The sequence below is a fragment of the Paenibacillus sp. 1011MAR3C5 genome, from assembly GCF_003591485.1.
Classification (GTDB): domain Bacteria; phylum Bacillota; class Bacilli; order Paenibacillales; family Paenibacillaceae; genus Pristimantibacillus.
Map to the genome: position 1 here is coordinate 297,450 of NZ_QZCF01000001.1, position 25,042 is coordinate 322,491.

Here is a 25,042-nt window from a genome sequence, read left to right on the forward strand (position 1 = left end):
CCGCAGTTCGCTTATACGCCAGCTTGCGACATTTTGCGATGCTTCTCGGCACGCTCACGCTCGCTCTTCACGAGAATTTTCTTGCGCAGGCGGATCGACTTCGGCGTAATTTCACAATATTCGTCATCGTTCAAATATTCCAAAGCTTGCTCCAAGGAGAAGATAACCGGCGTTTTCAGCTTAACGGTATCATCCTTGCCCGCCGAACGAACGTTGGACAATTGCTTTTCCTTACAGATATTGACGATGATGTCGTTATCGCGATTATGCTCGCCAACGATCATGCCTTCATAAATCTCGGCGCCCGGCTCCAGGAACATCAAGCCGCGGTCTTCAACACCCAGCATGCCATAGAATGTGGATGTGCCGTTCTCGCTTGCCACAAGCACGCCTTGATGACGGCCGCCAACACCCGAGCCAGCAAGCGGTCCATAGCTGTCGAACGCGTGGTTCATAATGCCGTATCCGCGTGTCAGCGTCAGGAACGACGTACGATATCCGATCAGTCCGCGTGCCGGAATAATGAATTCCAGACGCACTTGGCCGTTTCCGTTATTGATCATGTTGACCATTTCGGCTTTGCGTGTGCCAAGGCTCTCCATAACAGAGCCCGTGCTTTCTTCCGGAACGTCGATCAACAGGCGCTCGTATGGCTCCTGCTTAATGCCGTCGATCTCTTTCACGATAACTTCCGGCTTGGATACTTGCAGCTCGTAGCCTTCACGACGCATGTTCTCGATAAGGATGCCAAGATGCAGCTCGCCGCGGCCCGATACGATAAAGGCGTCAGGGCTCTCGGTCTCTTCCACGCGAAGCGCAACGTCTGTCTCCAGCTCTTTGAACAAGCGTTCACGCAGCTTGCGGGATGTTACCCATTTGCCTTCGCGGCCTGCGAACGGACTGTTGTTGACAAGGAAAGTCATTTGAAGCGTAGGCTCGTCGATTTTCAGAACCGGCAGCGCTTCAGGATGTTGAGGGTCGGCAATGGTCTCACCGATATTGATTTCACGAATACCTGCAATTGCAACGATATCGCCTGCGCCTGCTTCTTCAATTTCGACGCGCTTCAAGCCTTGGAAGCCGAACAGCTTCTCAATTCTCGCCTGCTTCGTCTTGCCTTCACGGTCAATGACGGCTACCGGCTGGCCTTGCTTGATTGTTCCGCGATTGACGCGACCGATCGCAATACGGCCCAAATATTCGTTATAGTCAAGAAGAGTAACGAGGAATTGGAGCGGCTCTTCCACATTTTCAGTCGGGGATGGGATATGGTTGACGATAGTATCATACAGCGCCATCATATTGTCATCCTGCTTCTCGGCATCCAGGCTGGACGTACCCATGAGCGCCGATGCATAGACAACCGGGAATTCCAGCTGATCGTCGTTCGCGCCCAGCTCAATGAACAAGTCAAGCACTTCATCAATAACTTCAACCGGTCTTGCGTTCGGACGATCGATCTTGTTCACAACTACGATTGGCGTAAGCTGGTGCTCAAGCGCCTTGCGCAATACGAACTTCGTCTGCGGCATACAGCCCTCGAAGGCGTCAACGACCAGCAGAACCCCGTCGACCATCTTCATAATCCGTTCAACTTCGCCGCCAAAGTCGGCATGGCCTGGTGTATCCACGATGTTAATCAAGTAGTTCATGTACGTAATGGCTGTGTTTTTCGCCAGAATCGTAATGCCGCGTTCCCGCTCCAGGTCGCCTGAGTCCATCGCGCGCTCTTGCACGGCTTCATGTTCCCTGAACGTTCCCGATTGTTGAAGCAGCTTGTCAACCAGTGTTGTTTTGCCATGGTCAACGTGTGCAATAATTGCGATGTTGCGTAAGTTCTCTCTTGCTTGCATAAGAAATAATCCACTCCAATTGTTTTTAGATTAACCTGTTAAATCTGACCTACCAGCGCTTGCGCGGCCCGAACATCATCCAGGCACCGGCCGCAATGAACAGCGCCGCGATGAGATATATGCCCCAGCTCCACATCAGAATGAGAACCAGGAACAGAACGGACGCGATTGCGAGCGCGATAGACGCCGTGAACACGACTCGCGGCACGGAAGCCCCGCCGAACATGTAGTATTCATATAACCCTGCGGCAAAGCCGAAGATGAACATCGGCCATAGATACTTTAAGCTATCCCATCCAAAAATGTTGCAAATGATAAACAGCAGTGCGTATACTACGAGCATTCCGCCAGGAACCAGCATAACGGCCGGAACTACTCTGCCGAAGTAGAGTACGTGAAGCAGTACCCCGGGTATCAGGACAAGCAGCGGCCAAAAGATCGCTCCCAAAAAGCCGAACACACCTATTTTGCCCAACAAGATAATGACCCCGGCTAACAGCAGGATAATTCCAGCGGAATATTTGTTAGTTGGCATATCCATTCCGCTCCTTACAAACATCGATCGTATAGACAGACGAAAGACGCCAGTTTTTTTATCTTTATTAGTTTAATGGAACTGCGGCAAAAAAACCAGTAATCTGTCGAGAGATTCACAAAAAAAAGCAGAACTATGCAAAAAACAGCGATTGCTCGCTGTTCCCGCGCATTCGGTTATTTATCCCTTATCGATATTCCGCCCGTTTTTTCAATATAGCCAAAATGACGACAAACGGCACGCATAATAGCGGAATAAGCTGCTCCAGCATCTGATTGCCATGGAATAGGACTGCGTGGAGTCCAGGGTCCTTCATCAGCATTTCCCCTGCCGCGAAGGCAAGTAATGCCGCTCCTATGTAGGCAAGGAAAGGATATTTGGCAAGCATTCTTCCCAGCAATTGGCTGCCCCATATAATCATCGGTATGCTTAGCGCGATCCCGAGCAAAATAAGGACAAGATCTCCGTCAGCGACTGCAGCGATTGCCAGCACATTATCGAGGCTCATAATAAAGTCTGCTGTGACGATTGTCCATACCGCATGTCCCAGCGTTGCCGCACGTTTCACATGATGGGACTCTTGCACAGAACCCGCGTCTCCAAGCAGCTTGACGGCAATGTACAGCAGCAGAATGGCACCTGCAGCTTGCAAATACGGAACTTGGAGCAGCTGCAATGCCACGACCGTCAGGATGCATCGCAGTCCCACTGCGGCGAATGCCCCCCACCAGATCGCCTTCTGGCGCTGCTTGGGCGGCAGATGCTGGCTCGCCATCGCAATGACGATCGCATTGTCTCCGCTAAGCAATACATTAATTAACGCGATTTGAAGAAAAATAAGTACGCTGTCCACGATCGATCTCCCCTCTCATAACAGGGGTATGAACAAGCTATGGGGAATATGTCCAAAAATCCATCTTCCCGAAATTCCTGATTTATTGTAGACTTCAATAAGCAAGCATAGAGATAGAGAGGAGGAAACATAATATGGACTTTTTCACGGTCGAATTTTTCACTGCCCTGTTGACTATCGTATTCATCGACCTTATTCTGGCCGGGGATAATGCCATTGTCATAGGATTGGCCGCACGCAAGCTTCCGCAGCATCAGCAGAAGAAAGCCGTTATCTGGGGTACTGTCGGAGCCGTCGGCATTCGCGTCATTGCAACGCTGCTGGTCGTTCAATTGCTCTCCGTGCCGTGGCTCAATCTGGTAGGCGGTCTGCTGCTTCTCTGGATCGCGTTCAAGCTGCTCGTGCAGGAAGACAGTCACGACAACATCAAGGCAGGCAATACGCTATGGCAATCCATCCGCACGATCATTATCGCGGATGCGGCGATGGGCATCGACAACGTTATCGCAGTCGCTGGCGCGGCAAAGGGCTCCTCTCATGGTGAGCATGAAATCATACTCGTCATTCTCGGCTTGATCATCAGCGTTCCGGTCGTCGTATGGGGCAGCACGCTCTTTATCAAGCTTATCAACAAATACGAGTGGATCGTCTATGTGGGCTCCGCCGTACTTGCTTATACCGCATCCAAAATGATTACGCATGAAAAACAGTTCCACGGTGCGCTGGATGAAAACAAAGCCATCTACTGGGCCTTCATCATCGTCGTGGTCATCGTGACAGTAGGCTCCGGATACTTCGTCAACAAACGGAAACAGGCGGCAGCAGCACAGAAAAGCAGCCAATCCCATTAAGGGATGGCTGCTTCTTTTTTTGTCGATATCCGAATGATTCACTCTCCATTCCTTAGAACCACTCGTCTTCCTCGGCCGTTTCTTTGGATTTCATCTCACCTGGTGACAGGTACATATATTCCGTTCCTTTGATCGCATCTTCGATCATCGAATCCAGATTGGCAATTCCCGCCTCGATATTCTCCACGATATGAAGATTCGGATTCGTGCTTGGCGACTTAGGCAAGAACAAGGTGCAGCAGTCCTCATAAGGCAGAATGGAGGTCTGATACGTGCCGATCTTCTCGGCCATGGCTATAATTTCGCTCTTGTCCATCATGATAAGCGGCTTCAGCATCGGCAATTGGGTTGCTCGTCCAATGACATTCATGCTAGGCAGGGTTTGGCTTGCTACCTGCCCCAGACTCTCCCCCGTAACGATACCAAGAGCGCCGCTTCTGACCGCAAGGCCTTCCGTAATTCTCAGCATGACTCTGCGCATTAACGTAATAATGAGATTATCCTGCCCGCTCTGCGCAAGGGTTGTCTGAATCTCCGTGAACGGCACGAGATGCAGCTTCAGAGGCGCTCCGCTGAAGTAGGAGAGACGCTTCGCCAGCGCAACGACCTTATCCTTCGCCTGCTCGCTTGTGAACGGATAGCTGTGGAAGTGGACCGCTTCAATCTCCAGCCCTTTCCGCAGCGCCATCCAGCCAGCTACGGGACTGTCAATGCCGCCGGAGAGCAGCAGCATAGCCTTGCCGTTCGAGGCGAACGGGAAGCCGCCGGCCGCTGGAATGACCTCGCAGAATAAGTAGGTGGCCTCTTCTTGGATATCCACCTTCAATTCCACTTCCGGATTTCTCACATCTACGCTAAGCTCGGGGAACGCCCGCAATATATGGGCGCCGACGAGATGATTCATCTGCTGCGACTGATGCGGGAAGCCTTTCCATGCGCGCTTTACGCTAACCTTGAATGTCTTCGGCGGTGTCTTCAAGGAATTCATTAAGGTCATTGCAGCCGCCCTGATTGCCTCCAGCTCCGATTCGGAGCTGATGACCGGGCTGAGCGATATGATGCCGAACAAGTCCTTCAGCCTGTCCGCAATCGGCTCATAGGGCTGGCCGTTCAGCTTCACGTACAGCCGGCCGAAGGTCTTCCAGTAGGTCACGCCTTTGAATGGCGTCAGCGCGTTCTTCACCTGTCGCTGCATCCGCTTCTCGAATTGGTTGCGGTTTCTCCCTTTCATGATCAAATCGCCATAGCGAAGCACTATCTGGTCGTATATCAATGTTGGTTACCCCTCTCAAGCGGCTTTAATTGTACAATCACGTCCGTGAGAGCTGCGATCAGCCGCTCCACATGCTCTTCCTGATGCTCGTCCCCGAAGCTGATACGCACGCCGCCCAAAGCTTGCGCCGGGCTGGCCCCAAGCGCCAGCAGCACACGGCTCGGCTTGTTGTCCTTCGAGGAGCAAGCGGATTTCGTCGAAGCTATTATATCATGCTGCTCCAGCATATGAACGATCACTTCCGGCTTCATCCCCGGATACGAGAAGTGGACGATATGTGGCGCCAGCGGCTCCGCACCATTAAGCTTCAGTTCCGGCCTGGTCGCGATGAATGCGCGCAGTCGGCGGGCAAGCGCGTACATTCGCTCTGCGCGCTCCTCCATGCTCTCCATCGACATGCGAATCGCCTTCGACGAAGCGACGATAGCCGGCACGTTTTCCGTACCTGCACGGAAACCTCCCTCATGCGAACCGCCTGATGACAGCGCATGAAGCTTAACCCCATCTCTCACATACAGCCAGCCGATCCCTTTCGGGCCGCGCAGCTTATGGGCAGACGCGCTGACCAGATCGATGCCCCATCCTTCCGGATCGAGAGGCACCTTGCCCAGGCTTTGTACGGCATCGACATGGAACAGGATCTGTGGATAGTCGCGAAGCAGCTCGCCAATCTCGCGAATCGGCTGGATTGTTCCGATCTCGTTGTTCACATGCATGACCGTGACCAGAATCGTCTCGTCCGTCAGCGCGTCCCGTACGGACTCTGCCGACACATGGCCCGTCTCGCTGACGGGCAGTAACGTCACTCGATAGCCTTCCGCTTCCAACTGCTTGAGCGCTTCATGCGCGGAAGCATGCTCGATACTTGACGCAATAATATGGTTGCCGCGCGAGCGATAATGTCTGGCAGCACCCTTCAGCGCCAGATTATTCGACTCCGTGCCGCCGGAGGTGAACAGCCAATTGCCTCTTGACGTGCCGAGCTGCGAGGCGACCAGCGCTCGCGACCGTTCGATCAGCTTCGCTGCCGCCACACCGCCGGCATGCAAGGACGATGGATTGGCATAATGCTTTCTCATGACTTCCATCATGGCGGTGACGACCTCTTCATATGGCGGTGTAGATGCGCAATGGTCGAAATATAACATCCTGATCATCCTCTCTTTGAAAAAAAGAAGAGATCGCGATTCTGTCGCAAATCATGCGAACCATGAATCGTGATCTCGATACGTTAAAGCTTAGCCTGTTGCACTTTGCCAATATAACGCTGTGTCTCTCCCGGCAGCTCGTTCCACTTCGCCAGCAGCTCCTCTTGCGAAGATATGCCCAGACGGTCGATTCTGCCAGGCCCGGCATTGTATGCCGCAAGCGCAACCGCTTCGTCCCCGCCATACTTCCGCAGCAGCATCGCCAGATATCGCGTGCCCCCCTCGATGTTCTGTACAGGATCGAAGGAATCCGTCACGCCAAGTCCTCTCGCCGTGCCGTCCATCAGCTGCATGAGCCCCTTGGCTCCGGCATGGGACTGGGCAATCGGGTTGAAGCCCGACTCCGTAGCGATCACGGCTTGAATGAGAGAAGGATCGACACCATACTTGGCCGATGCATGCTGGATCAGTCCTGCGAACGGCGACGACGAGTCGAAGCTGTCTGATGAATCCGTCAGGGCAGACACGGGACTTACCGGAGCGAACGAATAAGAAGACAGCTGCTCCCATAGTGTGTCCGACCAGATCGGCGTTTTGCCGGATTCGGCGGATTCGTCTTGCGAGCCGGCAAGCCGGGACGTTAAGATCGTATCGAATGGCGAGACCAGCTCATCGGATGAGCTGCTCGCCGATTTTTTGGAATTAGCTCCAAAGTCTAGCTTCGGCGCCAATTGCGCCTGCAACAGCGCCTTCATGGAGCGCGGGTCGATACTCATGAATGATGCCCCCTAACTTAGTCAGAAAAATCGCACATGAGTGTTATATCGGTATTCATTGTACATGTTTTTACCCCCCGCGGCTAGTCTTTCCCATTTAGTGGACATCAAGAAGCCTTCCGTCCCGCTGCTTGCGGTACGAAAGGCCTCTATTTACGTTTATGCGCTTTCGTTATTCCCCTCTGGTGCAGCTTGCTCCGACGGCTGCTCCGGCGATTGCCACTTGTTGTTAATCCAAGTCATCAAGAAGGACAAGCCACCAAGAACGAGCAGAACGAGCACTTTGAACAGGGCGTCCTTGCCGCTCAGATCCATAAAGATTGCTTTGACCGCCACGATGACGAGCACGACCGTACCGAACCATCTGAATGTTCTTTCCTTATAATAGGTACCCCATAGCATAAGCAGAAGCGCGTATACGGCCCATACGACAGACAATGTCAGATTCATGTAGACACTAGGCGCCTCAGCATAATACTCGGTAAAAATATTCTGGATTTGTCTTGCCATCAGTCCGCCTACAATCAGGTGAGAGGCAAGAGCGAAGATCCGGGATAATACCCGGTTGGTTGTATCCGAGAATCCTTCAAAGGCGAGCTTTCTCGCATAGAAGAAACCAAGCGCAGCCAGCAGCATCCAAGCAATCGCTCCCCAGTTCAGGAATGGAATATAGACGCCAAACCATTCGCCGCGCGGAGTCCACCAGGTGACGGCATACCAGAAGACGCCGACATAAAGCCAGATAACGATTCCCAAGATGGTCGGAATAATCCACCGTTTCACATAACCTAATGCGGCCAGCATGCAAGCGTATGAAGTCCACATCAGCACATTGAACAGAACGCCTTCACCAAAGCTGTTGATCGACATGAGCAGAAGCAGCACGCCGCCTAACCCGAAGGTGACAGAGGAAGCCGACATATTCCCCTTAAGCTTGTAGATCGTCACACCCGCAATCAGATACACAACCGCAATGAACGCCAGCACGAAACCGTAATCCAAATCCCCATGCCAGATAATCAGCGCCCAGATGCCGAAGATAATGCCGTTCGCCGCGCTCAAATACAGATCCAGCCCATCAAAGCTCAGCTTGTTTCGCCAAGATGATGCCATAAATGCGATCGTATAGAACAGGAACGCAGCCAGCGCGTAACGGATCGGCATGCTCCACAAGCCGTCCATTGGAGGCCAGAAGTGAACGAAGTAGACCGTATACATCATCCAAGTGCCAGCGAAGCTTACGATTCGCAGCTCCATCCAGCTCTTAATGATACTAAGATAGAAGAAAGCCGCATTCAGCACGAACAGATAAAGGAACAGCGTAAACACTTGATCCGTCTCCGGCCTCATCAGCAGCGGCGCAAGCAGGGCGCCCGCCATCGCAATATTCATGAGCATGCGGGAGTCGAACCGGTAGGCATAGACGGATATGCCGATCGTTACAGCCGTCATGCCCAGCAGGACAAGCGTCGGCTCCCACAGGTTGTAATAGATGCCTGCGAAGGAAAAGGTTGCATAGAGGACGCAAGCGCCGATGCCAAGCAATATTTCACCCGTAATGACAAGCTTCGGACGCTGGGCCAGCTTCCCTCCTGCTACTCCGAGGCCTGCGCCGGCCAGCAAGCCGAAGCCAATCTTCATCGCGTCCGATATCCATCCGCGATCCACCGAATACTGAAACAGCGTTACAAATGCGGCGACGATGAAGATGGCGCCTAGCAGCGAGGTCCAATGTTTCTTTAACAAATCGATCATGTCGTTTTCCTCCCGTTCATCCAATACGCTAATTGTGATATCCCGTATAGAATCAGGCATAGCAAGACCGCAACAGCTTCCAACTGGAGCAAATACCACGGCCATGGGGCAAGAAGGTCAAGCAGCGAAGCTGAAGCGGGCTTACGGGCCAAGAACATGAAGTTCGTCGTTCCTGTCGCCATATTGACGATGGCGGCGGGAACAGCCAGCACATGAAGCCACAGCCAGGCTCCGAATGCAGATCGCAGCGTCGGCTTGTAGCGCTCCACCGTCATGAGATACACTGCGGAGGCGATAATGCCGATATGCGCGATAAAGAAATGAAAATATCTGAAGTGCGGAAAGGCTTCATCCAGATTGGGCGTTGCCAGCGCCTGCAGAGCACCCAGCGTCCCGAGGAAATAGATGATGCTGTACAACTGTCGAATCCGGAAGGCCAGTGCGGCCGCAGACAGCAGGAGCGTCAAGCTGCACAGCTGGAATGGCAGCGATCCAGCTCCCCAGCTCCCTTCCAGGACGTAAGAGGTTTGTAGCGCGATCTCGCATGCAATCAGCAGGCTCGCAATGCCCAGGCGGAAGATCCGATTGCCCCGTTCTACCCTAAGCCGCTTTCGGCTTAAGACGATTGCCGCAAATACGATAAAAGCAAAGGCTAATGCAACCATATGCTGAATCGAAAACATCTCGAACATCTTCCGCCACCCCAATCTTTGTTTTTCCAAACTTTAGTACCTGGCCTCAAATACAGCTTACAATATTTTCATAAAAAAAATAGTACCATTTGTATATGGTACTACTTTCGTTCATTCTTATGATCCAGGAGCCCCATATCCTTCACCTTGGCAGCCGCTTCCTTCGAGCCTTTCACGCCTAGCTTCTTCAGAATATGGTTCACATGGTTTTTGACGGTGCGCAGCGTGATGAACAGCTTATCCGCAATCTGGGGCTGTGAATAGCCTTCTTGAATAAGACCTAGCAATTGCAGCTCAGAAGGCGTGATGAGATCGCTCATCTTCTTCACTTCGAACTCCCGCTCCAGCGCCTTCAGCCGCTTGAATTCCTCACGCAGCTGCTCCGCCGCCTCCGGACTGATCGGCGATTGCTTGCGGTACGCTTGCCGGATCGCATCCGGCAGCTTCTCGAAGCTGCTCTTGATCTGATAGTCAATTGCCCCTGCATGAAAGGATTGCAGGATGAGCTCCTTCTCCTCCATTGAGGTCAGCATAATAATGCGCGCACCTGTCGCTAGAGAAGCTTCCTCCGCCAGCAGGATGCCCTCCGGGCGACCGTCCAGCATAATATCCATCAGAATAACATCCGGCGAACGCTCATCGCCAAGCAGCGCCTCTCGCAGCTCACTAGCACTGGATACCGTCCAGATCAGCTCAAAGTCGGACTCCCCCGCCAAATAATCGGCAAGTCCTCTGCGCCAGTCCGGATCGTCCTCCACGATTCCGATACGAATCGGTTTACTCATCGCATTCGCTCCTCCGTCCGTGTATGATGATATTCCGCCAGCACCGCTTGTTTGGGGAAGGAAAGATAAAAGGATGTCCCCTCGCCTTTTTTGCTTCGCATTTGAAGCGTGCCTTTATGCTTCCTCATGACATGCAGCGCATACGGCAGTCCTAGCCCAAAGTTATGCCCCGTTCTCTTAGTTGTATAGAAAGGATCAAATGCATTCATCCGCAGCGTGCGGTCCATGCCCGGTCCTGTATCGGCCAATTCAATGATCAGCTCGCGCTTCGTCTCCGTCAGCGTGACGGTCAGCTTGCCCTGTCCATTCATCGCCTCAATCGCGTTCATCGCGATATTCGTCACCGCTTCAGCTGTCTGGGCGCGATCGATGCTGCAGATCCAGCCCTTCGTCATGGAGACATGAAGCTGGATCGCGCCAAGCGAGGGTTCCAGCGCGCGAAGCGCTTCTTCCACAACCTCGGTCAGGTCCGCCCGCTCGGGGCGAAGGGTCAAATCCTCCGTTCTCCGGTGAACGCGGGCCACCATCTCCTCCATATGACGGGAAGCCGACAGAACGGCCTCCACATCCGCCAGCAGCTCCTCCTGCGAAGTCTGAATCGCATAGCGCTTCATCTTCTCGCCGAACAGCCGCAGCTTGCCCGCATCGTTCTTAATGGCATGATTGAGCATCGCCGTGCCGGAAGTTACGGCGCGAAGCGTGGAATCGTATCTCCTGCGATCTATCAGTATGCGAATACCCATAAATCCGTATGTAAATAACCCGAGCACAAATACGAGCGTGCCGAGTCCGACAATCCACGTATTATAGACCCACATTCGCAGCATGCCGAGGCTCGGCAGGATGTAATTCATCGCCATTGCGAACAGAACAGGCGGCAATACGGCGAAGCAGACCATCCAGTGCGTCCGGGCCATCGCCGCAGGCGGAACCCGCTTGCTGAGCACCAAATAGGCGCCTGCAGCTATGTAAGGCACTGCCCACCATACGACAATCGTAAAGGTGATGGGGTGCAGCGTGTTATACGCCGGCGTGAACAGCGTGCACAGCACAATCGGGATGAGCAGCAGCCAAGGCAGCGATAACGCATAGGCTCGTTTCAATTGGATGCCTCGATAAGATAGGGCGAACAGCAGGAAGAAGTACGGCACAAAGTAGTAGGAGAACACGGATGAGAACGCTTGCAGCCGATACAACAGAAGCTGAACGCTCTGTCCTGCGCCTTGCTTGATCGCATAAGGCAGCCAGCTCAGATCCAGCAGCGCCGCAAGCGCTCCGGCGCCCCCGCTGAATGCGAGCGCGCCAAGCCGCCTGTTCACGGCGGAACCCGGATCGGACAGCCATACAATGCTGGCTACGGCCCATAAAGCAATGAACACAAATAACATGCTTCGGCTCCTTCAGTAATAACCCTTATTCCTTTACTTCTATTGTAATAGGCGACCATTCCGCAATGACGGTCTGGCCGTGGGCGGATACGCTGCCCTCCGGCGTGAGGTCCTTTTCGGTCATAATGCCGAGCGCCACCGTAAATGCATTGAATTTCACAGGCGTATTTTGCTCTCTGCGAACCTCTGTCCCATTGACATAGAAAATAACCTCGTCATTCGGACGATTGTAAGTAATCTTATACGTATTGAACTCGCGAGGCGCGAATCCTTCTTTTTCTTCCTTAAATACGCAGAAATATTTGGTGCGATCGCTGTCAGGCACTTGCACGCCCGGGAATGGTAGCACTGCATACACGCTGGCATATTGATCATTGCTGACAAAGAAATCCAGCGCGCCTCCCGTTGTGAAATCCAGCAAGTTAAGCGACACATATCCGTCATACAGATCGCCTGGAGCTGTGTTGGCTGTTCTGGCGCGAATCTTCATCTCGAAGCTGATCTCGCCTGCTTCCGGTACTTTCACTGGCTCGTTGGAATAATACATATGCTTGGCATTATCCAGAATCTGTACCTTATCGTTGCCCCTGCTGATCGTTGCGCGCACATACAGGATGCCGTTGCGCACAATGACGACTGCCTCCGGCTCGCGGTACTGCCAAACCGTACCATCAGGCAATTGGAATCCGCCGATCTTCCAGGTAGCTCCTTCATCCAGTATAGTATGGAAATCTCCTAGCGTCCTTATATTGCTCATCGATAGCCCTTCTTTCTAAGTTGTTGGTCGGAATGAATTATTGCAGCGATCCTTGGACGATCAGCGCAACGATCAATATGGCACCGCAACTCATCGTAGCCTTCAAGGAAGCGCCCATAAGCGGCAAATAGGCGACAGATTGATTATGCGAGCCCAACCGGCCATATACCAAATATATCGGAATAGCTGTGAGCAGGGCAAGCAAGGCGTATATCGGCAGCGCGCCAGTTACTACGCACAATATAAGCGCGGCGTAAGCCAGGAACATTAGTAAGCGGGAGAAGCGAAGCGCCCGCTGCTCGCCCCATACGACAACTAGCGTCTTCTTGCCGGCTTGCCGATCCGCTTTCCAATGCAAGAAGTGATGATTGAACAGAATCAGCGTGGTCAGAAGACCGATCGGCAGCGACAGAAGCAGCGCCCTGTAATCCAGCTCAGATACCTGTACATAATAGGCGCCTGCGACAGGCAGCACGCCGAACGAGAGCAGAATCGCAATCTCGCTGTATCCTTTCCCCCGGTAACCGAATCGAATCGGCGGTGCGACATAGAAGTACGCGATAAACGCGCCAGCCAAGCCGAACACCAGCACGGGCCAGCCGCTTACCAGACTAAGCGCCACCCCTGACAGTGTCGCAATAGCGAACATCAGCCAGGTTACCGCCTTGAATTTGCCGAGGCTCCACGTTCCGTTCGTCAGAAAACCGGAATTCGTCGATATCGCGCCTTCCGTTCCTTTGGCAGCCGTATCCGTACCGCTTTTGAAATCCCACAGATCATTGACCATATTGGAGAACAGATGGGCGGCGCCCGCTCCAATTAAGGTCAGAATGAAGAGCCAGGGATGGAATTCCCCTCTCCAGACATAAGCGCCTAGCGCGCCTAACGCCACCGGAATGAGCATAACGGGAATGACCCTGAACCGGGAGGCTTTTAAGAATGACTTCAACATAGTTGTATGACCCCTCTTCTAGTTTGGGAAAAATAGGACTGATCTATTAGGGCTTCCTCATATAGAGCGCTGCTTGGCAATAATGTCTGGCCAGAGCTTGCAGGCGGGCAGCTTGAATCGAAATGACCGCGACGAACAACACCGTATGAAGCGCCGCCTTCTGATCGGCTGATAATGCGGGCATCGCCTCGGCCGACTTGGCCGCCTCTTCCCACACAACCTGCTCCAGCTGCTCTTCTTTCATCGATTCCCACTGCTTGCGCCTGTCCAGGGCTTGATACAAGCTCGTATACCGGTCAAAGAGCGAAAGCGGCGTAATCCCCGCCAGCGCCGGCTTGCCGTTATCCTCGCTCTCGCAGAATAACATGGCGAACAACCGCCTGATTGACTCGAAATCCAGATTAGCCTTCAGGTCGTCTATCATGAGCAGAAGCGCCGTTTGATTAAGCGAATATTTTTTGCCCGCTTGCGGGCAGTGAAAATACATCTTGAAATCTCTTTTCACCCAGTTCTGCATAGATGTAACGGATAGTGTAGAAAATTCCAGTAAATGGCCAAGATCTGCAATCTCATGCAAGGAAAATCCCCGTCTCTCCGTACATCTCATCAGCTTCTCCGCAATGGGCGGAAGCGGGCTACCGCGAAGCATACCGCGTATTTCGCTTTGTCCGGCTCCGGGCTCATTCCTCGTCCATGCATGGCGCAATATATCCGAGGGCTTCTCGCCTCCTCGCTCTTCAAGCGAGCGCAGCACGTTCGCAAGCTCTTGGCGAGTCAGCCAAAATCGATCCATTCGCCCACCTCCTGCCTACGCTTCAAGTTCATATGAACTCATCTTAAGGCTGCGAATTGTCGTTGTAAAGACTCGAAAAACAATGAGAACGACGAATACGTTCCATCTAAATGAGCCTAACGAGACCTAAACGCCTCAAACCGTTCCTTTTGGCAGTTGTCATAACCTGTAATCTTTCGCTATAGTAAAGCATAAGTAATTAAAAAACTATAAATATAAAGGGTAGTGAGAATCGAAAATGGGTAGTGGTATAGAACTTAATTTAATCTTGATTGCTCTTCTTATTTTTTTGACTGCTTTTTTCGTCGCGACGGAGTTTGCCATCGTCAAGCTGCGCCCAAGCCGGATTGAACAGTTGGTGCTGGAGGGCCGGAAGAACGCGGTTTCCGTTCAGAAGGTTACAAGCAATCTGGATGCCTACTTGTCGGCATGCCAACTTGGTATTACGATAACCGCTCTTGGACTCGGATTTCTGGGAGAACCGACAGTAGAGAAAATACTTTTACCCGTATTCCACGGAATGGAAATGAACGAGACATTGAGCCATGCCTTGTCCATCGGCATCGCGTTTATCTTCATTACCTTTATCCATGTCGTCGTTGGCGAGCTGGCTCCGAAATCCTGGGCGATTCAGAAAGCGGAGTTTATTACGTTTTTGACGGCAAAACCGATTATTTTCTTCCATACCTTAATGTACCCGTTCATCTGGCTGCTTAACGGCTCCGCCAATGCGCTTGTGCGCTTGTTCGGCCTTAAGCCGATGAAGGAGCATGAGGATGCCCACTCCGAAGAAGAAATTCAGTTGATTCTGAACGAGAGCTACCAAAGCGGCAAAATCAACAATACAGAGTATGGCTATGTAAGCCGTATCTTCGCATTCGATGAATTGCTTGCGAAGGAAATCATGGTTCCGCGTACAGATATGATCTGTCTGTATACCAACTATTCGCTTATGGAAAACCTGGACATTATCCGCCAGGAGCAATATACACGCTTTCCGGTTGCACTGGAGAGCAAGGACAATATCGTGGGCATGATCAATACGAAGCAATTGTTTCTGGAGTATGATGCCAACAAAGCGTTTGATCTAAAAAAGCTGATCCATCCCGTACTTAGTGTATCTGAAGTTACGCCAGTCAAGATGCTCCTGAAACGGATGCAGCAGGAACGCGTTCACATCGCTATCCTGGTTGACGAATACGGCGGAACCTCCGGCCTAATTACGATTGAAGATATATTGGAGGAAATCGTTGGCGAGATTCGTGATGAGTTCGACGCCGATGAGCGCAAGGAAATCGAACAGCTCGCCGAGAATTGCTATCTGCTGGACGGCAAGGTGCTGCTCGACGAACTGGCTCAGCTTACCGGCATGAGCTTCGAGGAAGAGGATGTCGACACGGTAGGCGGCTGGCTGTACAGCAAGCTGGTAGATCCGAAGCCGGGCAAAGAGCATTATATCGGGAATTTGAAATTCATCATCCGCGAAACGAGCAAAAACCGTATCCGCAAGATTGAATTGCAAATTGAAGAGCCTGAAGTGGAAGTCGAAACGGCTTAATTTATATCCTACATGACTTGCAATTAGAATGACGCACCCGCTGCCATCAGCGGGTGCGTCATTTATTTTGAAATACAGCATTTATTCAAATGCTTGGTTCACCGATTCCATTGCGTGTATGACCGTCGTATCGAATAAGGGCACATCCGAATCCTCTTGTTTGATCAATAGGCCAATCTCCGTGCAGCCGAGGATGATTCCTTCCGCTCCATGATCAACCAAGTTTTGGATTACTTGCTTATAGAAGTCTCTGGATGATGGTTGAATGCTCCCTGCACATAACTCTTCAAAGATCACTTTATGGACCATTTCCCGTTCTGATTGATCTGGAACTAATACCGTGAGGCCGTTGGACACTAGGCGCGACTTATAAAAGTCTTGCTCCATTGTATATCTTGTTCCTAACAACCCTACCGTCCGAATGCTTGTTTTTTGGATTTGTGTTGCGGTAGCGTCAGCGATATGCAAGATAGGAATGTTTATTCTTTCCTCCATGCATGCAATAACCTTGTGCATCGTATTGGTGCAGATAACGATAAAGTCTGCTCCGGCCTTTTCTAAGGAATGGGCAACGTCCCCTAAATACATGCCAGCCTGGTCCCATCGCTCTTCTGCTTGATAACGTTCAATTTCCGCGAAATCAACGCTGTATAGCAGACATTTTGCTGAATGCAGCCCTCCGAGCCGATGTTTAACCTCTTCATTGATCAGTTGATAATAGGCAGCCGTTGACTCCCAGCTCATTCCACCTATCAGTCCAATCGTTTTCACACAGACTCCACTCCCTCATATTGCAAACTGCATGCACTTAATCAAATTATAAAAGGTTTGGCTGGATGCATCAAATGCCATCATTAATCCTTGACGTTCTCCTTCGCCGTGCGCTCGCGTACGACGAGCTTGAAGATGAACGTGCGGCTCTCCATAGAGGAGCGATACCGTTCCACATGCGATGCGGCCAGTCGCGACTCATAGTAGCCCGGCACATACTTGTCAAGCAACGCCTGCATCGCTGCTGTCGCCTCGGTCAGATCGGGAACGGGCTCCATCTCGCCGAAAGCCATGACACTCATATATGCCGTGTCTGTCTTGGCGGGAATGGGGCTTGGGATCGTACCATGCGACTCGCTTATCGTCAGGCAAGCTTCCTTATTCCGCGCCATCAGCTCCATCTTGCGCCCCTCTTCCGCACCGTGAAAATAAAACGCGCCACGCTCCTTCATCCATACGAAGTTGAGCGGCACCACGTATGGAGCAAGTCCATCCGTCAGCCCCAGGAAACCGGTTTGCGCCTCCTGCAGGAATTGCTCGATCCTCTCGCCATCCTTGCATTCTCTTTGGCTCAGCCGAACTGTAAACATCTTTCTCCATCCCCTTCACATTCAAATCATGATTATGCTACAGTCACTTTATAGGGAAATTGTCACTTGCAAAAGTGACAGTTTCGAAGAAAACAAAGGGGACAGATAAACCATGTTATCGATTACGCCGCTATTGGAGCGAATGCAGGGTACTCCGTTGTATATCCAGCTATACAGCTATATTCGAAGCGGCATTGAAGGAGGCAGCCTGCCGGCAGGCGAAGCGCTGCCTTCGATCCGTCAGCTCGCCCAGCATCTCGGCATTAGCAAAAATACGGTAGAGTCCGCCTACGGTCAGCTAGTGGCGGAAGGCTACCTGGAGAACCGGGAACGAGCAGGTTATCTGATCCTTCCGCTGGAGCAATTCCCATACGGTATTGCTCCAGCTCAAGTGCCCGCAAATGGCGTTAAGAAGCCTGTCTCTACCCAACAGCCTCACGCTGCCGTACAGTATGACTTTCATTACGGCGACATTGCCTTCGACCGCTTCCCGCACAGCCTGTGGAAATCCTGCGTGACCGAGGCTCTGTCTGCCGATTACGTTCATGTGCTTGGCTACGGCAACCGCATGGGACATCCGGGCCTGCGCGAGGAAATCGCAGAATACGTCTACCAATCCAGAGGTGTGATATGCGAGGCCAATCAAATCATTATTAGTGCAGGAACCCAGCATCTGATGAGCGTGCTTGTTCAGCTGCTTCAACTCAGCAACGAAACGATAGCGATGGAAGAGCCCGGCTATAGCGGGGTCAAGTCCGTGCTGCGCAATCTGGGCTGCACCTTAATCTCTATCGAAGTGGAGAGCGATGGCATTGATGTGTCGCAGCTCGGCGATACGGAGAACGTCAAGCTCGTCTATGTGACGCCGTCCCATCAATTCCCGCTCGGCATGGTGATGCCGATCCAGAAGCGCTATCGTTTGCTTCAATGGGCGACGGAGCGCGGCAGCTATGTCCTGGAGGATGATTACGATAGCGAATATCGTTACAGCAGCGCCCCTATTCCCGCATTAAAAGCATTGGATAGCAACGACCGCGTGATCTATATGGGGACCTTCTCCAAATCGTTTTTGCCTTCGGCCAGATTGAGCTATGCCATATTGCCGCACAGTCTGCTGAATACTTGCGGCGAGAAGCTGACATTCCTCAGTCCCTCAGTATCCCCGCTCATTCAAGAGGCTGTATGGCTTTTTATGAAAAAAGGACATTTCGCCCGGCATTTGCGACGGATGCGGCGCGTATACCAAGCGCGGCATAAAGCGCTGACCGAGGCGATCCAGGAAGTCTTCGGCGACCAATGCGGCATCATCGGCGACAGCTCGGGCATGCATCTGCTGCTCGATGTGAAGGGACGGCAAGCGTCGGAGCTTATCCCGCTGGCTGAGCGATTCGGCTGCAGAGTCTATCCCCCGGACAAGCATTGGAATATTCCCTCGGATTGCCCGGAATCGTACATCATGCTGGGGTTCGGAGGACTGGATGAACGCCGGCTTCAGGAAGGCATCCAGCAGCTTGGAAGGGCTTGGCTAACCTCATCATTTGTTTGAAAATTTAAACTTTAAAAAAGGTATTGCATATCCCATATAATCTGTGTAATAATACATCTTGTGTTCGAGAATAATACGTGCCGCTGTAGCTCAACTGGTAGAGCAACTGACTTGTAATCAGTAGGTTGGGGGTTCAAGTCCTCTCGGCGGCACCATCTTCTCGGGACGTAGCTCAGCTTGGTAGAGCACCTGGTTTGGGACCAGGGGGTCGCATGTTCAAATCGTGTCGTCCCGACCATCATTGAACTTATTGCAGTACATATGACAAACGCCTTCGCAGCGCAAGCAGCGAGGGCGTTTTTTTCTGATTACGGCATTCATGCAAATAAAAACAGCGGTCTCAGCCACATCATAGCTGATTCCGCCGCTTATCAGGCGAGGTCTCCCTGCGCACATGTTTATTCGTCCGCTTCGTCCCACTTTCTGGAGTACGCTTTTTTCGTCACCCAGAGCGTGACCCAGGTAACGAGCACGATAATGATTGCCGAAAATATCCATACCGATGCCGGAACATTGCCCATTGCAGTACCTCCTCTCTTATTCCCCTTATTGTACATGAATTCTAGAGGAACATTCATCAATAAGTTAACAAATTCGGGAACATTTTTTGTCCAGCATTAGGTATAATGAAGAAGTTATGAGCACAACAGCTGCTTTTAGGAGGATATTACATATGGAATTCAGAATCGATCTAATCGATACAAAAGTAGAATGCTATGAAGCCTACGATATAAAGTCGCTGGAGACTCAGATGGAGAAGGCTATCGAGATCAATAAGGCGCTTATGCTGGATGTACATGCCGTCTCGCATCAGACAACCTTTGATCCGCGCAGCGAGAAGATGCTGTACAGCGCGATGGTTCATTTCCGCATCAAGAAATAAAAATGAGCATGCCAAAAAAAGAACTGTCTCCGGACCATTGCTGGTCCACTTGAGACAGTTCTTTTTGCTGTTGCGTATGGTTTGAGAATTTCGAATGGCTAGCTGCTTATTGCAGCCTCCACAAGGCTGGCACGTTTGCCGGCTCCCAGCCTGCAAGAGATGTATGAGGCTGCAAGCAGACATAGGTTTTGCCGGAATAGGTAACGATATCGCCAGCAACATAACTCTTTTGCGTCACCCATGTCGTTGGGCCGCTTGCGCCTTCCGTCGTCGAAGCCTGCAAAGCATTGCTTACGGCCGACAGATTGCCTGCCGCATCCCTAGCCTTGACAGTGAACGTGTACGAAGTGTTTGAAGACAGGCCGCTGATCGTAGCCGTCGTGCCGGCGACGTTCACGCTAGCCGTACCGTAATAGACGGTGTAGCCGGTCACGCCGACATTATCGGTGGAAGCATTCCAGCTCAAGCTGATCGTGCTGGATGTTGCACCGGTGCTTGCCAGTCCGCTTGGCGCGGACGGCGCAACTGTATCTCCGCCTGTGCCAGGACCGTCGCCGCATGGTCCAATGACCTTCCAGGCTCCCCATGAGCCGCTTAAGTCCGGACGGTCGCCTCGCGTCCACCACTTTGCTTCATAGATGATACCGCCGTAGGAAGCTCTTTGGCTGCCGTTATAGGCGGTGGCCGCATTCCACTCCTGAACGGTACATACATTTGCCGCGTCGGTTGTGACTGTGATCGGCGAGCTGGCAGCGGAAATATTGAGCGCTGCATCATAAGCCTTTACCGTAAAGGTATAAGCTGTGCCTGGCGTCAGTCCGCTAATGGTTGCGCTCGTCGATGGCACATTAACCGTATTGGAGCCGTAGGTTACCTCATAGCCGATAACGCCAACGTTATCTGTGGAAGGCGTCCATGACAGTGATACGCTAGTTGACGTCTTGCCTGTCAATTGGACATTGCCCGGAACTGTCGGCGGTGCAACATCCAGAATCGGCTCATCTGTCGTAACGGTAAGCGTTGCGCTGGCCGCAGATAGATTGCCGGCAGCGTCCCTGGCTTTAACCGTAAAGGTATAAGGCGTATTCGAGAACAATTCGGTAATCGCAGCAGAAGTACCGGTTACAGTTGTCTGTTTATTGCCGTAATACACGATGTAGCCGGTAACGCCCCGGTCATCCGTGGATGGGCTCCAGGACAAGCTGACCGAGTTTTGCGTTTTGCCTGTCGAGATCAGATTGGCAGGCACGGTCGGCGGTGTGACATCATTTCCTTCCCCGCCCACGAATTGGTCCAGATAAGCTCGGTGGTTCGTGGAAAACTGGAAGTTGTTATATTTATCCCAGTTGATCGACCATGTCATCAGCCCCCTCATGCCGGGATGCGACCCGCCCCGAAGCTGATAACCGCCGCCGTAGGACTGCCCTTTCATCAAATAATTAAGCGCCTTATGCACTTCTGCTACTTGAGTAAAGCCTCCGCCCGCATTTGGATTCGCAGGCAGACCGATGACGACTTGATCGGGACGAAGCGGCGGGAAGAAGTAGTTGGCATTGCGGGCAACCGGGAAGCCGGTCAGCACCATGTCCGCCATTGCAACATGGAAGTCGGCATTGCCCATCGCATAATATTGATTATCCAGCGCCGTGATCGAGCCGGAGTTGTAATGCTGCACTTGCAGCCAATCCAGGATGTCCCGCAGCGCGTGGATGACCGGCAAATAAGCGCCTGCGCGGTTATCGCATGAGATGCAGCTTCCTCCGTAGAACGTATAGCCTACCTGTACGAAGAACGTCTCCGGTGCCATGGTCAGCATAAAGGTGTCGCCGTAGAAGTCATGAAGCTCCCTTACAGCCGAGATCAGATTCGTAATAACGGGGGTTGTCGGATTGCGGAAGTCGCTGTCCCCGCTGTTCAGATAGAGCGAATGCCCTTCGAAATCAATGTCCAGTCCGTTAAAGCCGTATTTGGTAATGATCGCTTTCATCGAGGAGACGAATGCGTTTCTCGCAGCCGTGGAAGCAAGCTGCACCTGACCGTTCGCTCCCCCGATAGAAATAATGACTTTCTTCCCTTGGCTCTGCAAATATTGAATGTCGGAGATGAACTCCGCATCGGTCGCATTATATGGCGCAAAGCCGATCGTGCCGCCTTGCGGGCCGTTGGTCGGCTCCGCGAAGGATACGTTGATGACATCAAAATCGGGCGAAATATCACGTAGTCTGATATTGCCGGAGCCGTTATCGAAGTTGTGCCAGTATCCGACAATTATTTTTTTGTCGGCCGGTATAGAGGCGCTGGCTTTGTCATTGCCCCAAGTCATGCCGGTGAATACAAGCGACAGCATCAGCACAAGCAGAAGCGCACGAGAGACGGGGCTGTTCATCCGAATTAGAGTTGTCATAGCTTCTCCCCTCCCCTATACCAAAGTCCACAGCGCAGGAACATTGGCCGGTTCCCAGCCCGGAAGCGATGTATGCGGCTGGCGGCAGCTGTACGTGCGGCCTCCATAAGATACTTGGTCGCCGATCTTATAGCTTACATTCGGCGCCCATGCCGCCGGCCCTGACGACACATCGGTTGTCGCTTGTACGGAAGCGTTCGCCGATTGGTTGCCTGCTGCATCGAAGGCTTTCACATTAAACGTATACGTCGTGCCGGATGCTAGACCGCTAATGACAGCTGTCGTGCCCGTCACATTGACGCTTGTCGATCCATAGCTGACTGTATAGCCGGCGACGCCGACATTATCGCTGGACGCGCTCCACGAGAGGGATACGCTGGATCCTGATACAGCCGTCACTTGCAAATTGGATGGCGTAGTAGGCGCTACAGTATCATCCTGCGATGGCGTTGTACGGGTCAGCGCATTACTTGCTGGCGACAAATTGCCCGCCGCATCTCTTGCCTTGACCGTGAAGGTATAGGCGGAATTCGGCAGCAGTCCGGTAATCGTCGCGCTTGTTCCCGTCACATTCACGCTAGTTGTAGCATAATAGACCGTATAACCTGTCACACCCACATTGTCCGTCGAAGCGCCCCAAGACAATCCGATGCTTGTCGCCGTTGCGGCTGTCGAGATCAGGTTGGTCGGAGCGGTAGGTGCAGTCGTATCCGCTCCGCCGCCGCATGAACCGATCAGCTTCCATACGCCCCAAGTTCCGCTCAGGTCGGGACGGTCGCCTCTCGTCCACCATTTCGATTCATATTCGTTGCCGCCGTAGGAGACTCGCTGTCCTCCCGAATATGCCGTGTCTGCGCTCCACGCTTGAACGGAGCAGACATTTGCCGCATCCGTCGTGACGGAGAGCGGTGCGCTCGCTGCGGACACATTGCCCGCCGCATCATAAGCCTTGACCGTAAAGGAATAAGCTGTGCTCGGCGTAAGACCGCTAATCGTTGCGCTGGTTGCGCTTGTATTCACATTCGTAGTGCCATAGCTGACGGTATAACCCGTCACGCCTACATTGTCCATCGATGCGTTCCAGGACAAGCTCACGCTAGTGGAAGTCTTCGCTGTCACTTGCAGGTTCGCAGGCTGCGACGGCGGCGTCACATCCACGACCGGCGCATCCGTCGTGACCGTCACCGGAGCGCTTGCTGCGGATTGATTGCCGGCCGCATCTCTCGCCTTGACTGTAAAGGTATACGCAGTGTTCGCGGACAAGCCGCTAATCGTCGCTGTTGTACCAGATACAGTCGTCTGATTAGAGCCGTAAGAGACGATATACCCCGTCACGCCGCGATCATCGGTAGAAGCGCTCCAGGACAAGCTGACGCTGTTCGAAGTTTTCGCTGTCACTTGCAGATTCGCCGGCTGTGTCGGCGGCGTTACATCGCTTCCGCCTCCGCTGCCGTATTGATCCAAATAAGTACGGTGGCTGCTGGAGAATTGATAGTTGTTATATTTGTCCCAGTTGATTGACCATGTCATGAGACCCTTCAGCTCCGGGTAGCCTGCCGGATTACGCAGTACATAGGAGCCGCCGAACGACTGTCCTTTGATCAAATAATCAAGCGCCTTCTGTACGTTCGCTGGTGTCGTATAGCCTCCGCCTGCGGCTTGCGGAGAAGCAGGAAGTCCAATCAGGATCTGATCGGGACGGAGCGGCGGAAAGACATTATTCGCATTGCCGCCAATCGGGAAGCCGACCAGCATCATCTCTGCCATCGCGACATGGAAGTCCGGCGTGCCCTGCGCATAAGCTCTTCCGTCAGGGCCAAGCATCGTGCCGGAATTGTAATGCTGCACATGCAAGTAATCAATATCATCGCGCAGCGCATGGATGACTGGCAGGTATGCGCCCCAAGGACCGCCATACGTACTGGCCCCGCCTTGTACATATGCCGTCTCCGGTGCCATTGTCAGCAGGAAGCCCGGTCCGTAGCTAGCAATAATTTCTTTGGAGGCCGCGATCAAATTCGTGATTTTCGGAGTAGTCGGATTTCTGAAATCGGTATCTCCCGAGCCCAGCGCAAGCGAGCTTCCCTCCAGATCGATATCAAATCCGTCGAAGCCGTACAGGTTAATAATGTTTTTCATTGTCGTGACGAAGGTCTGCTTCGCCTGCGTCGTATTCAGCTCAATCGTGCCGTTCGCACCGCCGATGGAGATGAGCACCTTTTGCCCGCGGGCCTGGAGGAAGTCGACATCGGCTTGGAACTCGCTGACCGTCGCATTGTACGGCGTAAACACCATATTGCCCGTATGCGAACCGCCCGAAGGCTCGGCGAACGCGACCTGCACCACATCGAAGTCTGGTGATATATCCCGAAGTTTGATATTAGTGGAGCCATTATCAAAGTTGTGCCAATAACCTACTATAATTTTGCCTCCGGGCGCGGCAGCTTTCACGGAAGGAGCCCCCCATTGAAACCCAGACCATACGACAAGCAAAGCTAGCGTAATGAGACAAACCCGTTGAATCGGCGACAACGTTCGCGAATAACGATACATCATTTCCAAATCTCCCTTCGATTTTTGAATACAAGAATGGAAACATAAATGTAAGCGATTACATAGCGTGAACTGACGAAATAGAGCCCCCTTTCTATACGACGGAACTAGAATGATAGCCTTGCAGTTCATACAACAGGCTTGCGGCTTGCGACTGGCAGGAATGGCAGAAAACATGAAAGAGAAGAAGATACTGACGCGGAAATCGTGAAGAATATTGGAATGGATAGGGAAGATATCTATATTTTGCAGGGGAGCAGGCCTTGTTGGAAAGGAGATAATCCTATAGTGGTAGGGGAAATATCTATGGTTCATAGTACTTTGGG

Annotated in this window: 22 protein-coding genes and 2 tRNA genes; 6 read left to right on the forward strand and 18 right to left on the reverse strand. The window is 52.4% G+C overall.

Annotated features, from left to right (window positions below):
* Positions 1–11 precede the first annotated feature (11 nt).
* From typA to D3P07_RS01450, 3 genes are all read right to left on the reverse strand, one after another.
* On the reverse strand, positions 12–1,853 hold the full coding sequence (gene typA, locus D3P07_RS01440; protein WP_119798315.1) for a translational GTPase TypA: 1,842 nt from the start codon (positions 1,851–1,853) through the stop codon (positions 12–14).
* Between the two features lie 49 nt (positions 1,854–1,902).
* The gene (locus D3P07_RS01445; RefSeq protein WP_119798316.1) at positions 1,903–2,388 is read right to left on the reverse strand and encodes a hypothetical protein; all 486 of its coding nucleotides are present in this window, start codon (positions 2,386–2,388) and stop codon (positions 1,903–1,905) included.
* A 187-nt stretch (positions 2,389–2,575) separates the two neighbouring features.
* Positions 2,576–3,241: a TerC family protein gene (locus D3P07_RS01450; RefSeq protein ID WP_119798317.1), complete on the reverse strand. Its 666-nt coding sequence runs from the start codon at positions 3,239–3,241 to the stop codon at positions 2,576–2,578.
* Between the two features lie 134 nt (positions 3,242–3,375).
* Here D3P07_RS01450 and D3P07_RS01455 point away from each other — a divergent pair, with 134 nt between their 5' ends.
* Positions 3,376–4,092: a TerC family protein gene (locus tag D3P07_RS01455; protein WP_119798318.1), complete on the forward strand. Its 717-nt coding sequence runs from the start codon at positions 3,376–3,378 to the stop codon at positions 4,090–4,092.
* 52 nt (positions 4,093–4,144) lie between these two features.
* Here the strand turns inward: D3P07_RS01455 and thiI are convergent, their stop codons facing one another.
* The 10 genes from thiI to D3P07_RS01505 all read right to left on the reverse strand — a co-directional run bounded on the left by thiI (position 4,145) and on the right by D3P07_RS01505 (position 14,411).
* Positions 4,145–5,365 carry a tRNA uracil 4-sulfurtransferase ThiI gene (gene thiI, locus D3P07_RS01460; RefSeq protein ID WP_119798319.1) on the reverse strand — a complete coding sequence of 407 codons (1,221 nt, stop codon included), beginning with the start codon at positions 5,363–5,365 and terminating at the stop codon, positions 4,145–4,147.
* Entirely contained in the window at positions 5,362–6,513 is a 1,152-nt protein-coding gene (locus tag D3P07_RS01465; RefSeq protein WP_119798320.1) for a cysteine desulfurase family protein, read from the reverse strand. The genes thiI and D3P07_RS01465 overlap by 4 nt, the downstream gene beginning before the upstream one ends.
* An 83-nt stretch (positions 6,514–6,596) precedes the next feature.
* Complete coding sequence (locus D3P07_RS27750) at positions 6,597–7,289, reverse strand: lytic transglycosylase domain-containing protein (protein WP_119798321.1); 693 nt, start codon at positions 7,287–7,289, stop codon at positions 6,597–6,599.
* 159 nt (positions 7,290–7,448) lie between these two features.
* Complete coding sequence (locus D3P07_RS01475) at positions 7,449–9,044, reverse strand: DUF2339 domain-containing protein (protein WP_182914138.1); 1,596 nt, start codon at positions 9,042–9,044, stop codon at positions 7,449–7,451.
* Entirely contained in the window at positions 9,041–9,736 is a 696-nt protein-coding gene (locus tag D3P07_RS01480) for a YwaF family protein (protein ID WP_119798323.1), read from the reverse strand. Before D3P07_RS01480 ends, D3P07_RS01475 begins: the two co-directional genes overlap by 4 nt.
* A 101-nt stretch (positions 9,737–9,837) precedes the next feature.
* A complete protein-coding gene (locus tag D3P07_RS01485; RefSeq protein ID WP_119798324.1) occupies positions 9,838–10,521 on the reverse strand; it encodes a response regulator transcription factor in 684 nt (227 codons plus the stop codon).
* A complete protein-coding gene (locus D3P07_RS01490) occupies positions 10,518–11,909 on the reverse strand; it encodes a sensor histidine kinase (protein ID WP_119798325.1) in 1,392 nt (463 codons plus the stop codon). Before D3P07_RS01490 ends, D3P07_RS01485 begins: the two co-directional genes overlap by 4 nt.
* 25 nt (positions 11,910–11,934) lie before the next feature.
* Complete coding sequence (locus tag D3P07_RS01495) at positions 11,935–12,666, reverse strand: DUF6081 family protein (protein ID WP_119798326.1); 732 nt, start codon at positions 12,664–12,666, stop codon at positions 11,935–11,937.
* 37 nt (positions 12,667–12,703) lie between these two features.
* A complete protein-coding gene (locus D3P07_RS01500; protein WP_119798327.1) occupies positions 12,704–13,618 on the reverse strand; it encodes a prenyltransferase in 915 nt (304 codons plus the stop codon).
* 46 nt (positions 13,619–13,664) lie between these two features.
* The gene (locus D3P07_RS01505) at positions 13,665–14,411 is read right to left on the reverse strand and encodes a DUF1836 domain-containing protein (protein ID WP_119798328.1); all 747 of its coding nucleotides are present in this window, start codon (positions 14,409–14,411) and stop codon (positions 13,665–13,667) included.
* Between the two features lie 238 nt (positions 14,412–14,649).
* Here D3P07_RS01505 and D3P07_RS01510 point away from each other — a divergent pair, with 238 nt between their 5' ends.
* Positions 14,650–15,969: a hemolysin family protein gene (locus tag D3P07_RS01510; RefSeq protein WP_119798329.1), complete on the forward strand. Its 1,320-nt coding sequence runs from the start codon at positions 14,650–14,652 to the stop codon at positions 15,967–15,969.
* Between the two features lie 81 nt (positions 15,970–16,050).
* On the opposite strand, the gene D3P07_RS01515 is transcribed toward D3P07_RS01510, so the two are convergent.
* A complete protein-coding gene (locus D3P07_RS01515) occupies positions 16,051–16,740 on the reverse strand; it encodes an aspartate/glutamate racemase family protein (protein ID WP_119798330.1) in 690 nt (229 codons plus the stop codon).
* Positions 16,741–16,823: 83 nt separating this feature from the next.
* Positions 16,824–17,330 (reverse strand): pyridoxamine 5'-phosphate oxidase family protein, encoded by a 507-nt coding sequence (locus D3P07_RS01520; protein ID WP_119798331.1) that lies wholly within the window; start codon positions 17,328–17,330, stop codon positions 16,824–16,826.
* Between the two features lie 112 nt (positions 17,331–17,442).
* On the opposite strand from D3P07_RS01520, the gene pdxR reads away from it, so the two are divergent.
* From pdxR to D3P07_RS01535, 3 genes are all read left to right on the forward strand, one after another.
* Positions 17,443–18,876, forward strand: coding sequence for a MocR-like pyridoxine biosynthesis transcription factor PdxR (pdxR, locus tag D3P07_RS01525; RefSeq protein ID WP_259391288.1), 1,434 nt, complete (start codon positions 17,443–17,445; stop codon positions 18,874–18,876).
* Positions 18,877–18,955: 79 nt separating this feature from the next.
* Positions 18,956–19,031 (forward strand) — tRNA-Thr (locus tag D3P07_RS01530).
* A 6-nt stretch (positions 19,032–19,037) separates the two neighbouring features.
* Positions 19,038–19,114, forward strand: a tRNA-Pro gene (locus tag D3P07_RS01535).
* A 160-nt stretch (positions 19,115–19,274) separates the two neighbouring features.
* Here D3P07_RS01535 and D3P07_RS27365 read toward each other — a convergent pair.
* On the reverse strand, positions 19,275–19,397 hold the full coding sequence (locus D3P07_RS27365) for a hypothetical protein (protein WP_259391289.1): 123 nt from the start codon (positions 19,395–19,397) through the stop codon (positions 19,275–19,277).
* A gap of 152 nt (positions 19,398–19,549) precedes the next feature.
* On the opposite strand from D3P07_RS27365, the gene D3P07_RS01540 reads away from it, so the two are divergent.
* Positions 19,550–19,759 carry a DUF2536 family protein gene (locus D3P07_RS01540; RefSeq protein ID WP_119798332.1) on the forward strand — a complete coding sequence of 70 codons (210 nt, stop codon included), beginning with the start codon at positions 19,550–19,552 and terminating at the stop codon, positions 19,757–19,759.
* A 106-nt stretch (positions 19,760–19,865) separates the two neighbouring features.
* Here the strand turns inward: D3P07_RS01540 and D3P07_RS27275 are convergent, their stop codons facing one another.
* The gene (locus tag D3P07_RS27275; protein ID WP_259391290.1) at positions 19,866–22,163 is read right to left on the reverse strand and encodes a fibronectin type III domain-containing protein; all 2,298 of its coding nucleotides are present in this window, start codon (positions 22,161–22,163) and stop codon (positions 19,866–19,868) included.
* A 15-nt stretch (positions 22,164–22,178) separates the two neighbouring features.
* Positions 22,179–24,719: a fibronectin type III domain-containing protein gene (locus D3P07_RS27280; RefSeq protein WP_259391291.1), complete on the reverse strand. Its 2,541-nt coding sequence runs from the start codon at positions 24,717–24,719 to the stop codon at positions 22,179–22,181.
* Positions 24,720–25,042: the final 323 nt, after the last annotated feature.